Below are 13,656 nucleotides of genomic sequence, written 5' to 3' on the forward strand. Positions count from 1 at the left end.
ACTCGGTCCGACGGCGCCGGCCTGGAAGGCGCGAGCTGGCGGCCCTGGTAGGGCGGCTGCGTGTGGGGCAGGAGGCCCTGCAGGCCGCCGGAGAGTCGGCTATGGCCACGGACCCGGTGCACGCCCTGGCGGTTCTGCGCCAGGCCCAGTCCTCGCGCTCGCGGCTGCGGCTGACCCTGGCCGGCCCCGACGGCGCCGTGCAGGAACGGCAGGTGAGGGTCATGGCCGTCGAGCCCGGGCGGGTGCGCCTGCGCGACGTCGTGCACGAGACCGAGCTGACCGTGGCCGTCCACCGCATCGTCTCGGTCGAGGCCGGGTGACGGCAGACGGTTATTAGTGGCTGTCTGAGGGCAGCATCCCGTCGAATGCGCTAGTCGTTGCTGAACCTGGTGCTGTCGGCGAGTTTGAGCCAGACGACTCCGGCGATGATGACGGCGAGCCAGATGGCCTTGGCCGCCGTGAAGGTTTCATCGAAGAAGACAGGGCCGAGCGCGGCAGACCCGACGGCGCCGATTCCAGCCCAGACCGCATATCCAATGCCGACATCGATTCGTTTGAGCGCGACGCTCAGGAAGAACAGGGTGCAGAGGAAGAAGACGAGAGCGACCAGGGACCAGACGAGGTGAGTGAATCCTTGGCTGCCGTTGACACTTAGGGCGTATCCGACTTCGAAGGCTCCGGCGAGGAGCAGGGCGGACCACGGGCCTGCTGCGCTGCGTCCGGTGGTGGGCACGGTGTTGTCATTGGTTGTTGTCATGATCATTCCTTTCGGGTGTGACGTGAATGATGAATCAGACGGTGCCGGCAAGGTTCAGTCCGACGACTCCGATAATGACGATGGTGATGCCAAGGAGCTTCCTCCAGGTCAGTTTCTGTTTGAGGAAGACTGCGCCAACGATGACGATTCCTACGCCGGCCAGTGAGGTCCATAGGGCGTAGCCGACGCCGACATCGAAGGTGAGGAGGGCGAGACTGAGGAAGAAGGTGGCGATGGCGCCGCTGACCAGGGTCGCGATGGTCCAAGGGATGTTTCGGAAACCTTGGGCTTTTCCGGCGGCGATACCAACGGTGACTTCGAAGATGACGGCGATCGTGAGGTAGATCCACTGCATGGGTTATCCTTTCCGAGGTGTCAGTTCCGGAGGTTTTGAAGGGCAATAAATCGGATGAATGGTTCGGTGTCACCGGAGACTCGGAGTGGCCGCATGAGGCTGCTGCGCAGCGAGTCGGTGATGCCGAATGATGGATAGCTGTGCCGGTAATCAAAGCCGAGTTCGGCGACCTGGTCGCGGTCGACGGCGACTCGGATGTCGGTGATTCGGGCATTGATGGCATGTCGGTAGCACATTCCGCACGGTTCGCCTGTGGCCAGGAGAGTGGTACCCCTCAGGTCGGTTTCCCCGCTTGATGAGAGGGCATCACGGATCGCCACGATCTCTGCGTGAGCGCTTGGGTCGCCCGTTTCCTGAACTCGATTGACACCGAACTCGGAGATCGCCTGTTGACCGTCAACGATGACGCCTACGAAGGGGAGGCCTCCGCTCTCCACATGAGTGATCGATCGTATGACCGCCTGTGCCATTAATTGTTCCAGGAATCTCGTCATGGTCTGCATCCCTTTGAAGTCGTCAGTGCGTCCACGGCCTTTTTCAGGCGTGTAGCACTGGGGGTGCCCTGGAGCGGAGTTCCGTCGATGACGATTCCGGGAACGGCTGTGATCCTCATAGTTTCGGTGGCATAGGCGAGGTCTGCTTGATGCTGACGTTTGCGTGCGGGGCTCGCCATGGCTTCTCTGACGGAGGTTGCCTCCAGTCCCAGGGTCCTGGATACGTCGACAATAACTTCCTCGTCTCCGATGTCCCGGTCGTCCTGGAAGAATGCCTGGAACATTGCATGGGAGTATGTCCCAGCGATATTGTGTTCATGCGCGAGCTGCAGTACAAGGAATGCCTTCTCCGTGCGGGGCTGAGGTGACACACTTGGTAGGCGAATCGGGATCCCGATCCGTTCAGCCATTGGATAGACAAGGTCATTCCACACGCGCGGCAAATAGTCATCCTCTGGTCTGAGCGTCGGAACGGGGTCGGGGCGTAACTCGAACGGGCGAATGTTGACCTTCACGTCTCGGTCTCGCCTCAGCTCTTCAAGGGCGGGTTCGACCAGGAAGCAGAACGGGCAGACGTAGTCAATGAATACGTCAACGGAAGTACTCATGATGTCGTGTCTCCTTAGTTGCATGTACATACATATAGTGGGGTGTCGGGTGGCACTTGTGGGTGGTGGTGTGAGTTGAGGGTGCGGCGTCTGCTAGGGGGTCAGGTCGGCGATGGTGCGAAAGGCTCGATTTGCGGTGCTGGGCGTAGTGGCGGTGGGTGGAGTTGTCAATAGCTTGGTGAGCTTCTCGCTGTAGGACGTAGTCAGCTCATGCGTGAGGTCGAGGCCGGTCTCGGTGATGACTGCGTAGACTCCGCGGCCGTCCTCGGGGCATGTGTCGCGAGTGACGAGGCCTTTGAGCTCAAGTCTTCCTACGAGCCGTGTCGTTGAACTCTGATTGAGGCCGATTCGGATGGCCAGTTCTGAGATCCGTAGCTCTCGGTCTGGCGCCTCGCTGAGGAGTGCCAGCGCCCTATAGTCGGTGAGCCCTAATCCGTGGCTCTGTGACAGCCACAGGTTAAGTGAGGTCTCGATCCGGCTGACTGTCGCAACCACTGTTGCCCATGAATCGTCCGGCTCGGTCAAGGTGGACACCTCCTCCGGCTCGGCGATTGCATTCATGTGCATGCAAATAAGTTAGAGCAGGCAGGCACCGCCGTCAAGGCGTAGCAGTAGGTGTGCCCAGGCCAACCCGCGCAGGCCAGGGCAGTTTCAGGAGCCTCCCCTACACTGGCCGAGTGACCGACACGATCGACTCTCGCACCGGCGCCTCGGGTGGAACCTCGACGGGCGGAGCCCCGAACGGCACCGATACCGGGCATGGCCCAGCCTCCGCCACCGGGGCGCGCACCTCCACGGCGACCTTGGAGCGCCCGGCACCGGGTGCGGGCTCGCCCTCGCCGGCCCCCGTGCCACGCGCCGGCGCCCTGCCCACCCCCGGCCAGCAGGCCCAGGCCGCCAAGGACAAGACCCTCACCTCCCCGGCCGCCGTCGAGCTCGCCCGCCACGCGCTGGAGGAGTTCACCGACCCCATCACCGTCGGCGAGTACCTGGCCGCCGTCCCCGACGCCGAGCGCCTCGTCACCCACCTGTTCGACTGCACCCTGAGCGGCTACCGCGGCTGGCACTGGGCCGTCACCCTCAGCCGCGTCCCGCGCAGCCGCACCGCCACCGTCTGTGAGATGGAGCTCCTCCCCGGAGAGGAGGCCCTCCTCGCCCCCGCCTGGGTCCCGTGGGCCGACCGCCTCGAACCCGGTGACATCACCCGCTCAGACCGCCTTCCCCGCAAGGAGACCGACGAGCGCCTCGAACCCGGGTGGGAGGCCACCGGCGAGGACGCCGACGCCGTCGCCCTGGACCAGCTCGACCTGGGCCGCCCCCGCGTCCTGAGCGCCCAGGGCGTCTCCAGCGCTGCCGAGCGCTGGTACGGCGGAGACCACGGCCCCGACGCCGAGGGCGTCCGCAAGGCTCACGCCACCTGCTCCACCTGCGGTTTCTTCCTGCCCATGGCCGGCGCCCTGCGCGCCGTCTTCGGAGTCTGCGCCAACGAGTGGGCCGCCGACGACGGCAGCGTCGTCTCCCTGGATCACGGCTGTGGCGCCCACTCCGAGACCGACCTGCCCGACCAGGGCCCGGAGTGGCCCGTCAATCCCTCGCGGGTCGACGACCACCTCATGGTGCCGTTGAGTACCAACGGGCTCGACCTGCGCGAGGGGCAGAGCCTCGTCGAGCTCGCCGCCCAGCAGCCCGACGACGTCGATGGCGATCCCGATGGCGCCGCTGACACAGGCGTGGCAGACGCGTCCGGACCGGACACCGGTGCTGAGTCGTCGGCCCGGAATGCCGATGCCTCAGCCAGTACCGCGATGACCACCGCCGACTCCGACGGCACTGTTGACGACGTTGCTCGTGCTGACGGCAAGGGCAGTGCCAAGCGCGCGGACACCGCCGAGCCCGTGGCCGAGGAGCCGCCGGCAGAGGCTCCTGGGAAGAAGACCGGTAGGACCACCGAAGGGCCCGCCGCGAAGCGCTCCCGCCGCGAGGCCTCCTCGACCAGGCGTCGTCGTCGCACGGCCGACTCGCCGGCCGAGACCGCCGAGGAGCGCCGCAGCCGCCTGCTGGAGCTCGACCTCGGAGACCTTGGTGGAGCCGTGACCGCCACGGCGTCGGCCTCATCGGCCTCCGGTGCCGCCGAGGTTCTCGCGGCGGCCGCGGACCCGGTGCCGCCGGCCCCCGCCAGCGCCGGATCCGGTGACTCGCCCAGTGAGCGCGCCGCCTCAGCCCGCGCGGCCGTGGCCGGGTTGTCCCTCGCCCTCGGGATCGACGCGCCTGCCGGGGAAGCGGAGGAGGAATCGGCCACGAGGCCCTCGGCCCCAGCACCAAGCGCCCGAAGCGCCGACGGCCGCACGGACGGGACGTCCCAGGAGGACGCGTCCGGCGCGGAGCCCGAGGACGCAGAGCCTCAGCACGCGCCGCGGACCCTCGCCGACCTCGAGGCCATCCTGCCCGACCGCTCCTGACACGTCCTCGGCCGCGCTTCCGCCATCATGCCTCAGCGAGGCGCTTGGCGGTCTCCAGCACCTCGTCGAGCATCGCCTCGGTGAGCCGCCCGGTGAACGTGTTCTGCTGGCTGGGGTGGTAGCTGCCCAGCAGCGTCACCGGCCTGCCATCTGGCCTGGTCAGCTCCGCCGTCGCCCCATGGCCGAAGCGCGGCTGAGGGCGGGGGAGGGTCCACCCCGCCTCGCGAGTGACCCGCAGCGCCGCGCCCCATCCGATCCCGCCCAGCGCCAGCAGCACCTTGACCTCCGGCATGAGGGCGATCTCGCGGGCGAGCCACGGCGCGCAGGTGGTGCGCTCGACGGTCGTCGGCTTGTTGGCGGGTGGGGCACAGCGCACGGCTGCGCCCATGCGCGCCCCGGTGAGTCGCTGCCCGTCACCGGCCGCCGTCGAGGTGGGCGACGTCGCCAGGCCCGCCCGGTAGAAGGCCGCCCACAGCCAGTCCCCGGAGCGGTCCCCTGTGAACATGCGGCCGGTGCGGTTCGCCCCGTTGGCCGCGGGTGCCAGCCCGACGACGTAGATGCGGGCATCCGCCGCCCCGACGCTCGCCACTGGTCGCCCCCAGTACGGCTCGTGGGAGAAGGAGGCGCGACGGCCGCTCCTGGCAACCTCCTCACGCCAGGTCACGAGGCGGTCACAGGCGCGGCACACCGTGATCCGGGCATCGAGCGCGGGCAGATCCGACGATGCACCGGCCAGGCGCGCCACGTCGGCGGCCGATCGGGCCATGGGCGTGGTGGCGGTGGCGGGATCATCGGGCCATCCGGTCCCGGGAGGGACCGGGGAATCGAAGAACGCTCCGGTGACGGGGTGCGGATCGGCCATGCCCTCATTGTGTGCACGGGCAAGAGCACCATGGTGCCGGCTTCTGTCATCGGTGAAGGGCCGCCCGCTCATCGCCAGGACGCCCCGTAGGGGCTGACGGTGAGCCGCATCCCCCTGGGGTCGCGCACGAAACCGGCCTGACGCAAGAGGTCGCTCACGGTGGGCTCCAACGCGGTGACCCCGTTGAGGGACTCCACCACGGTACGGTGCCTGACCGTCGCGGCCCCCTGGCGCGCGAACATCCGCTGCCTGTCGGCGGCCAGCGCGGCCAGGGCGCGTGCCAGGTCCTCGCGCTCGGACGTGTAGGAGATGAGGACCTTGAGGTTCTCCGAGGCGTAGAGCACCGGGGTGCCACCCAGCACGACGACGCTCGCCCCCTGGCGTCGAAGCGGTGGGCCACCGGCCTCCTCACCGCGGCCCCCGGTCGGCTCGCCGAGGCCTGCGGGCAGCACCGGCTCGGGCCACGGCACCCCGCGCCCGATGAGACAGGCCGGGTCCTTCAGATCGAGCACGACCGGTGTCGCCGTCGTGCCGCCGGGGCTGTGGCTGAGGGACCGCAGCCGGTCAACGCTCTCCCGTTCGGCGAACTGCTCCGGCCCCAGACCCTCGATGAAACCGCCGCGCAGAATCACCCCGGTCTCCTCCATGCGTCGCAGCACCGGCATGAGCGGCACGAGCCCTCCCGCCCCACCGAAGGCCAGGGCGAGGTCGCGGCAGACGACCCCGTAGCGGTCCAGCAGTGACTCCACCTCCGCGATCGCCCGCTCCTCATCGCCGGCCGGTGCGCAAGACAGCCTCACCCAGGAGGTGGAGGCCAGAACGGAGGACAGCTGTCCGGCTGCCGTCACCTCCCCGGTGCGCGGCGTCTCCATCATGAGGCGACGGCCCCGGCGGCTGCGCACCCGCCGTGAAGACGGGGAGGTGCGCGTCCCGGCTGCGGGCGCCAGTGCCCGGCGCACCGGCTCGAAGGAGCGGCCCGTGGCGGCCCCCTCGCGAACCAGCTGCCAGAGAGCCTCCCCGGTGACTCCCGTCTGCCGACCCACCGGCGCCTCCGGCTCACCCGGCGCGATCGCCTCCCCGGCAACCGGTGCCAGGGCGGAGTCCGTGGGGAAGAAGGCGATCTCTCCCGGTGCGGGGACGTCGCCGGCCCCGGTCCTCACCCGGGCGGAACCGGACCGGGACGCGGCATCGCCGACGGGCCGCGCCCACCAGACGACCTCCCCGGAGGCGATGAGCTCATCGAGCATGGCCGGCCGGTAGTCGACGACCCTGGCGGGCAGCACCACCGACTCCCACAGGCCGGCCGGCAGCCACACGCCCTCCAGCGCCGCCAGGGCCTCCGCCAGGGCGTCGACGCCGCCGCCCGGCTCATCCAGCCCCGCCCGCTCCAGCACGAGACGCTGGAGAGCCGTGGGCGTCACCGGCGCGACGGCGGCCCGCGCCCGGGCCAGGGAGCGGTTGCGCACCCGGGTGAGGACCGCCGACTCCATCCACCCCACCGCACCCAGGTCCACGAGCGAGCCGGCCCCGGCCAGCTCGGCCAGGGCCCCCTCCGCCACCGCCGCCCCCAGCCCGAAGGCCCGTGCCACGCGCTGCGGCGTCACGGTCGTATGGGTGCGCGCGTAGCGCAGAACCAGGTCATTCAGCGGTGAACGGGCCGCCGCCGTCCGCTCGACCGCACCACCGGCCTCAGCCCGCTCCAGCGCCCAGTCGGGGACCTCCACTCCCAGGGCCAGCCGAAGATCCTGGGCGTCCTCGACCCGGGCCCACAGTTCCCGCCCGCCGACCCGCACCGTGGCGGCTCTGCGGGCCCCGGCCAGCTCGGCAAGTGCCCGCTCGACCGCGCGCTCAACGCCGCCGCCGGCCCCGCCCGCGCCGTCGCCTCGTGCGTCCTCCCCCTGATCCTGCCCGCCGACGTCGGTGCACCGCTGGGCCAGCTCGGCCGCGCTCAACGGGCCCAGCTCACGCAGAAGATCGGCGATTCCCTCAGCATCGGAGCGCACCCGCCTGCCGGGAGCCAGGTGCTGGAGCTCGGCCTCCACCTGGGCCAGGACCTCGTCGTCGAGCAGGTCCGCGACGCCGCCGTCGCCCAGCAGGGCGTCGAGAGCCTTGGGGTCCAGGGAGAGCAGCTGGGCCCGGCGCTCGGCGTGGGGCAGATCCTCCTGGTAGATCAGGGTGCTCGCGTACCCGAACAGCAGCGGGTGGGCGAAGGGCGACGGCTCGCTGGTGGCGGCCTCGACGACGCGCACCCGGCCGGAGGCGAGACGCTCCATGAGGTCGGTGAGTGCGGGCAGGTCGTAGTACTGCTGGAGGCACTCGCGCGCCGCCTCCACGCTGACGGGGAAGTCCTGGAACTGGCGGGAGGCCTCGAGCAGCTGTCCGGCCCTGACCCGCTGCAGCCACAACGGCGTGCGGTGCCCCGGGCGGGTGGTGGGCATGAGCAGGGCTCGGGCGGCGCACTCGCGGAACCGGGCCGCGAACAGTGCCGTTGTCTCGATCCGGCTCCGCACCAGGGAGGAGATCTCCGCGGCGTCGAAGGTGATGAGCCCGGCCCCTGGGAGACCGCTCTCAACCGGTGGGATCTGCAGGACGATGCCGTCGTCGGCCACGATGATCTGCGGACGCACCCCCAGCAGCTGGTGCACCCGCTCCCGTATCGCCATCGCCCAGGGCTCGTGGACGCACCGCCCCAGCGTGCTGTGGACGATGATCCGCCAGCTGCCGGACTCATCCTCATAGCGCTCCAGGACCAGGGTCTCATCCGTCGGCAGGGCGCCGGTGGCTCGGTACTGCTCACGCAGCAGTGCCAGCAGGTTGCCGCGGGCATGATCGTCCAGTCCCGCCTCCTTGAGCCGGCGCCGCAGCGCCCGTTCGGCCTCCGACTCATCGGCGCCCGCCTCCAATGGCAAGGAGGCCTGCGCCTGACGCAGGAAGACGCCCTTGGCGAGACCGGTGGCCGCAGGTCTCCCCAGCCCCTCGCCCTTCCAGAACGGCAGACGGGCACTGCGCCCCTCGGCCGGGTCGACGACGACGCGGTCCCCCGTGATCTGGCGGATCCGCCAGCTCGACGTCCCCAGCGTGATGACGTCGCCCGGGCTGGACTCGTGCACCATCTCCTCGTCGAGCTCCCCGACCCGCCGCCGCCCGGCATCCTGCGCCCCCTCGGGCAGGACGACGGGGAACACGCCCCGGTCCGGGATCGTGCCCGAGGACGCCACCGCCAGCCGCTGCGTGCTGGGCCGGGCACTGAGCTCACCGGTGGCGCGGTCCCACACGATGCGTGGCGAGAAGTCCGCCAGGTCCGCCGAGGCGAAGCCACCGGCCAGCAGCTCCAGGACCGAGTCGAAGGCCGAGCGCGGCAGCGAGGTGTAGGGGGCCGCCCGGGTGACGGTGGCGAACCAGGCGTCGGCCGTCAGCCCATCCGCCACACTCACCGCGGCGACCGTCTGCTGGGCCAGCACATCCAGGGCGTTGGACACCAGCTCCGTGCGCTCGATCGCCCCGGCGCGCATCCCCTCGGCGGCGACGGCGGCGTCCACCAGCTGAGTCCGCTCCACGGGGTAGATGACGCCGCGCGGCCGTCCGCCCACCCGGTGGTCGGCGCGCCCCACCCGTTGCAGGCCCGCCGCGACCGACGGGGGCGGCGCCACCTGGAGCACGAGGTCGACCGAGCCGATGTCGATGCCGAGCTCGAGCGAGGCCGTGGCCACCACGCACCTCAGCTCCCCCGCGGCCAGCTCCCGCTCCACGCCGAGACGCTGCTCCTTGGAGACCGACCCGTGATGGGCCTTGGCGATCACCGGGGCGCCCGCCGCCAGGGGCTCGGTGTGCGAACCGGTTCCCATCTCCCAGGACTCCCTGTGAACCGGCACCTGCGACGTCGGCCCCGCCGCCCCGAGACGCGCGGCGTAGGCCTCGTTGAGGTGCGCAGTGAGCCGCTCGCAGGCGCCCCGGGAGTTGACGAAGACCAGCGTCGTGCGGTGGGCCAGGACCTGGTCGAGGATCGCGTTCTCAAGGTGCGGCCAGATCGAGGCCGACACCCGGGCAGGCACCCCCGAACCGGGCCGGTCGGCCTGCCCCGCCGCCATGGCTCGACTCAGCGCCCGGTCGGAGCGCCAGGCCTGCGAGGACCCCGCCCGCCCAATCCCGGAGGGCTGGGCCTTCTGGCCACTGCCCGCGCTCGCGGGTGCTGCGAGCGCCCGCTCCATCCGGGTGCGGCGGTCCGAGATCGCCGGGATGCGGGCCATGTTCTCCACCGGCACGGCCACCGTGACCTCCGGCGTCGCCCGGCCGTCGTCGGCGATGATCGTCACCGGGTGCAGCCCGCCGAGGAACCGGGTGGCTTCCTCAGGGGGCGAGACGGTGGCGGACAGGCCGATGCGCTGCGCCGGGCGCCCCAGGAGGTCATCGAGGCGCTCCAGGGACACGGCCAGGTGCGTGCCGCGCTTGGAACCGGCGAAGGAGTGGATCTCGTCGACGATGACCGTCTCCACCGTCCGCAGCGTCTCTCGCACAGTGCTGGTGAGCATGAGGTAGAGCGACTCCGGCGTCGTGATGAGGATGCGTGGCGGGTGGCTGCGCAGCCGACGACGCTCCCGCGCGGGCGTGTCCCCCGAGCGCACGCCCACCGGGATCGGGCGGGCGGGGCCGACGGCGGAGATTCCCGCCAGCGGCCGGCGCAGGTTGCGCTCGACGTCAGCTCCCAGCGCCTTGAGCGGAGAGACGTAGAGGACCCGCACGCCGTCGGTCTCCGCCTGCGCACCTCCTGCTGCCGCCTCGGTTCCCTTCTCCTCCGCGACCGGCTCCCGCCCTAGGCGGTCGATGGCGGATAGGAAGGACGCCAGTGTCTTGCCCGAGCCGGTGGGGGCGATGACCAGGGCGTTCTCACCTCGGCCGATCGCGGCCCAGGCCCGCTCCTGCACAGGGGTCGGGCCGGTGGGGAAGGCGTCGAGGAACCAGGTGCGTGTGGCCGGGGAGAATCCTTCCCAGCCCGGCTCATGCGGTCCCGCGGCGGCAGCCGGGTCCCTTGCAGTCTCGGTCACTGCCATCACCTCCTCCCGTCCGGTCTCACCGACCATCCTTCCACGAGGGTGTGACAGGAATGCCGGGGCCTGAGCGGTGGTGTGATCGCTGGGGGAGCGGTGACGGCATCGCTCAGTTTCGCTCAACGCGTGATGATCTGGAAGAATGCCGCCGTGAGCACACGTACTCCCACGAAGACCTCATCTTCGTCCACTCCCAGCAGCGCATCCTGGCTGGATCGGTACTTCCACATCACCGAACGCGGTTCGACCATCTCCCGCGAGGTCCGTGGCGGCATCGTCACCTTCTTCTCGATGAGCTACATCCTCGTCCTCAACCCGGCCATCCTGTCCAAGGCGAGCCCTCCGGGAACCGAGGCCCAGCTCGCCGCCGGCACCGCCTTCGTCGCCGCAATCATGACGATCCTCATGGGCGTCGTCGCCAACTACCCGATGGCCGTGGCCGCGGGCCTGGGGATCAACGCGATGGTCGCCTACACCCTCGTGGGCACCCGGGGCATGACGTACGCCGACGCCATGGGGCTCATCGTCATCGAGGGCATCATCATCCTCGTCCTGGTGCTCACCGGCTTCCGCGAGGCCGTCTTCAAGGCCGTCCCCGACCAGCTCAAGACCGCGATCTCCGTGGGCATCGGCCTGTTCATCGCGCTCATCGGCCTGGTGGACGCCAAGATGGTGCGTCGCGGCGGCACCCCCCTGGAGCTGGGCCTGGGTGGGTCCCTCCAGGGCTGGCCGGTCCTCGTCTTCCTCTTCGGGCTCTTCCTCATGGTGGTGCTCCATGTGCGCAAGGTCCGCGGGGCCATCCTCATCGGTATCGCCTCGGCCACGGTCCTGGCCATCGTCATCGACGCCGTCGCCCACCTGGGCCCCTTCAACGACGACCCGAAGAACGGTCCTCTCAACCTCACCGGCTGGTCCCTGTCCGAGCCGCACCTGGACGGCTTCCCTGTGGACCTGCCGAGCCTGTCGACGCTGGGGCACTTCAGCCTGCTGGGCAGTGTCCATAAGGTCGGGGTCGTCTCGGTGATCCTCCTGGTGTTCTCCCTGCTGCTGGCCGACTTCTTCGACACGATGGGCACCATGGTCGCCATCGGCGCCGAGGGCGACCTGCTCGACGAGCACGGCAGCCCGCCCAAGACCCGTGAGATCCTTGTCGTCGACTCCCTGGCCGCCATCGCGGGTGGTGTCGGGGGCGTCTCCTCGAACACCTCCTACGTGGAGTCCGCCGCGGGCGTGGGGGAGGGGGCCCGCACGGGCCTGGCCTCGGTGGTCACCGGCTGCATGTTCGCCCTGTCCATGTTCTTCGCCCCACTGGTCAAGATGGTCCCCTACGAGGCGGCCACCCCGGCGCTCGTGGTGGTCGGCTTCCTCATGATGATGCAGGTGACCGATATCGACTGGACGTCTCCGGAGATCGCCCTGCCGGCCTTCCTGACCATCATCATGATGCCCTTCTCCTACTCGATCACCAACGGGATCGGGGCCGGCTTCGTCTCCTACCTGGTCATCGAGGTGGCCCAGGGGAGGGCCCGCAGGATCCACCCGCTCATGTGGGTGGCATGCGCGATGTTCGTCGTCTACTTCACCCTCGCCCCGATCAAGGCAATCCTCGGCGTCTCCTGACAAGGGCCGACGGCGCCCGGAGGTGCCCGGGTGGGGCATGTGGGCGGCCGGTGTGGGACGGAGCGTGCGCTGGTTGCAATGTCCGACAGGTGGGTATCACTGGCCGACAGCTGGGTGTACTGCCCGACCCCCCGAGACTCGGGCAGTACACCCGGGTGGTGGGCAGTAGAACCCGAGGTTCGCCCAGTAGCTCCGGGGCGCCGGTTCGAGGCACGGGCTGGTGAGTGCTGGCGTAGGTCAGCAGATCTGGACACCACCGGGGCGAACTTGTCCCGATTCGGAGCGGTCGACCAGGCGGGTGGTCGGCCTGCGCGTCCGCGTGAAGTACGTGAGCTTCCGCGGGCTCTCCGTGCTCTGTGGGCCGCGGCTCCGGTGAGCCTCGCCGGTGTGGTTCCTGGTCCTGGGCATAGTGGGTTCTTGCTCGACGGTGGTGTTGAGGGTCTGGGCGCGGGTGGTTGGGTGTTCACTATTGGTTGAGGATGGTGGGGTAGGTGTTGGGGGTGCCGAAGGTGAGGACGGCTCCGTTGCCTGCGGGTGTGGTTGTGGTGGCCAGTTGGGTGGCGCGTTGGTAGTGGGGTGAGTCGGAGGCGAAGAACATCTTCCAGCTGGGCAGGTATCTTGGGGTGCGTGGTGTTTCTCGGACTGGGGGAGTTTTTCTTCCCCTGAGTCGATAGGATGGATACCATGCCAGCAGCGGGATACTCCGAGGAGTTCAAGGCGCAGGTGGTGCGAGATTCATCGAGAAGGAACGAACCATCTCCTCGGTCGCCTCGTCGTATGACCTTGTCTCCCAGACGGTAGGTAGCTGGGTCGCCAGGTACAGGAAAGAGTACGCCACCGACCAGGACCGCAAGGAAGCCTCCGAGTCGGCCGAGATAGCGAAACTGAGAGCGGAGGTCCGTGAGCTGCGTCAGGAGAACGAGTTCCTGAAAAAGGCAGCCGCCTTCTTCGCCAAGGAACGACCGTGACCGACCGCTACGAGCTCGGGGCCGCGAAGTAAGGCCATTATCCCATCTCCTCAATGTGTCGATGGTCCAGGGTGTCAAAATCAGGATACTACTCCTGGCGCGACCGGCCCCGGTCGCAGACGGCCATCAGGCGGGAAGAGCTGGCCATTATGATTAAGGATGTTTTTGAGGACTCCGATGGTACCTACGGGTACCGGAGGATTCAGGTGGTCCTGGAGCGGCGTGGTGTGCGGGCGGACGGTTCCACGATCCGCGCCATCATGCGTGACCTGGGGCTGAAGGCCGCACAACCACGGGCGAAAGTCCGAACCACGGTGCCGGCCCAGGACCTGGGTGAACGGCCGGACCTGTTCAAGCGGGACTTCACCGCAGATGAGCCCGGCAAGAAGTTGTGTGGGGATATTCCCCCGCAAGCGGGAGGTGCCCCCTCCTATGTCAGGACGTGGGCTGGGTTCATCTATCTTGCGACCGTTCTGGACTGCTGACGC

Annotated in this window: 12 protein-coding genes and 1 pseudogene; 5 read left to right on the forward strand and 8 right to left on the reverse strand. The window is 69.3% G+C overall.

Going from position 1 to position 13,656, the window contains the following annotated elements; genetic code table 11:
- Window positions 1-320: pseudogene (locus tag HMPREF9056_RS11060) on the forward strand (hypothetical protein); the annotation flags it as partial.
- Window positions 321-370: 50 nt separating this feature from the next.
- Here the strand turns inward: HMPREF9056_RS11060 and HMPREF9056_RS11065 are convergent.
- From HMPREF9056_RS11065 to HMPREF9056_RS11085, 5 genes are all read right to left on the reverse strand, one after another.
- Window positions 371-757 carry a multidrug efflux SMR transporter gene (locus tag HMPREF9056_RS11065; protein WP_253270020.1) on the reverse strand — a complete coding sequence of 129 codons (387 nt, stop codon included), beginning with the start codon at window positions 755-757 and terminating at the stop codon, window positions 371-373.
- Window positions 758-791: 34 nt separating this feature from the next.
- Entirely contained in the window at window positions 792-1,112 is a 321-nt protein-coding gene (locus HMPREF9056_RS11070) for a multidrug efflux SMR transporter (RefSeq protein WP_009405072.1), read from the reverse strand.
- A gap of 20 nt (window positions 1,113-1,132) precedes the next feature.
- Entirely contained in the window at window positions 1,133-1,606 is a 474-nt protein-coding gene (locus tag HMPREF9056_RS11075; RefSeq protein WP_157185069.1) for a nucleoside deaminase, read from the reverse strand.
- Complete coding sequence (locus tag HMPREF9056_RS11080; protein ID WP_034514486.1) at window positions 1,603-2,214, reverse strand: DsbA family protein; 612 nt, start codon at window positions 2,212-2,214, stop codon at window positions 1,603-1,605. Before HMPREF9056_RS11080 ends, HMPREF9056_RS11075 begins: the two co-directional genes overlap by 4 nt.
- Before the next feature lie 93 nt (window positions 2,215-2,307).
- Window positions 2,308-2,781, reverse strand: coding sequence for a MarR family winged helix-turn-helix transcriptional regulator (locus HMPREF9056_RS11085; RefSeq protein WP_009405075.1), 474 nt, complete (start codon window positions 2,779-2,781; stop codon window positions 2,308-2,310).
- A 110-nt stretch (window positions 2,782-2,891) separates the two neighbouring features.
- On the opposite strand from HMPREF9056_RS11085, the gene HMPREF9056_RS11090 reads away from it, so the two are divergent.
- Window positions 2,892-4,673: a DUF3027 domain-containing protein gene (locus HMPREF9056_RS11090; protein WP_157185070.1), complete on the forward strand. Its 1,782-nt coding sequence runs from the start codon at window positions 2,892-2,894 to the stop codon at window positions 4,671-4,673.
- Between the two features lie 25 nt (window positions 4,674-4,698).
- Here the strand turns inward: HMPREF9056_RS11090 and HMPREF9056_RS11095 are convergent, their stop codons facing one another.
- A complete protein-coding gene (locus HMPREF9056_RS11095; RefSeq protein ID WP_009405077.1) occupies window positions 4,699-5,535 on the reverse strand; it encodes a uracil-DNA glycosylase in 837 nt (278 codons plus the stop codon).
- A 68-nt stretch (window positions 5,536-5,603) separates the two neighbouring features.
- Window positions 5,604-10,583, reverse strand: coding sequence for a DEAD/DEAH box helicase (locus HMPREF9056_RS11100; protein ID WP_034514488.1), 4,980 nt, complete (start codon window positions 10,581-10,583; stop codon window positions 5,604-5,606).
- A 126-nt stretch (window positions 10,584-10,709) separates the two neighbouring features.
- Here HMPREF9056_RS11100 and HMPREF9056_RS11105 point away from each other — a divergent pair, with 126 nt between their 5' ends.
- The gene (locus HMPREF9056_RS11105; protein ID WP_009405079.1) at window positions 10,710-12,200 is read left to right on the forward strand and encodes an NCS2 family permease; all 1,491 of its coding nucleotides are present in this window, start codon (window positions 10,710-10,712) and stop codon (window positions 12,198-12,200) included.
- Window positions 12,201-12,666: 466 nt separating this feature from the next.
- Here HMPREF9056_RS11105 and HMPREF9056_RS14915 read toward each other — a convergent pair whose 3' ends face one another.
- On the reverse strand, window positions 12,667-12,798 hold the full coding sequence (locus HMPREF9056_RS14915; protein ID WP_009405081.1) for a hypothetical protein: 132 nt from the start codon (window positions 12,796-12,798) through the stop codon (window positions 12,667-12,669).
- Between the two features lie 139 nt (window positions 12,799-12,937).
- Here HMPREF9056_RS14915 and HMPREF9056_RS15020 point away from each other — a divergent pair, with 139 nt between their 5' ends.
- A complete protein-coding gene (locus tag HMPREF9056_RS15020; RefSeq protein WP_157185073.1) occupies window positions 12,938-13,168 on the forward strand; it encodes a transposase in 231 nt (76 codons plus the stop codon).
- A gap of 53 nt (window positions 13,169-13,221) precedes the next feature.
- Entirely contained in the window at window positions 13,222-13,653 is a 432-nt protein-coding gene (locus tag HMPREF9056_RS11110; RefSeq protein ID WP_087942263.1) for an IS3 family transposase, read from the forward strand.
- Window positions 13,654-13,656: the final 3 nt, after the last annotated feature.

It is taken from the genome of Actinomyces sp. oral taxon 170 str. F0386 (assembly GCF_000195595.1).
GTDB lineage: Bacteria > Actinomycetota > Actinomycetes > Actinomycetales > Actinomycetaceae > Actinomyces.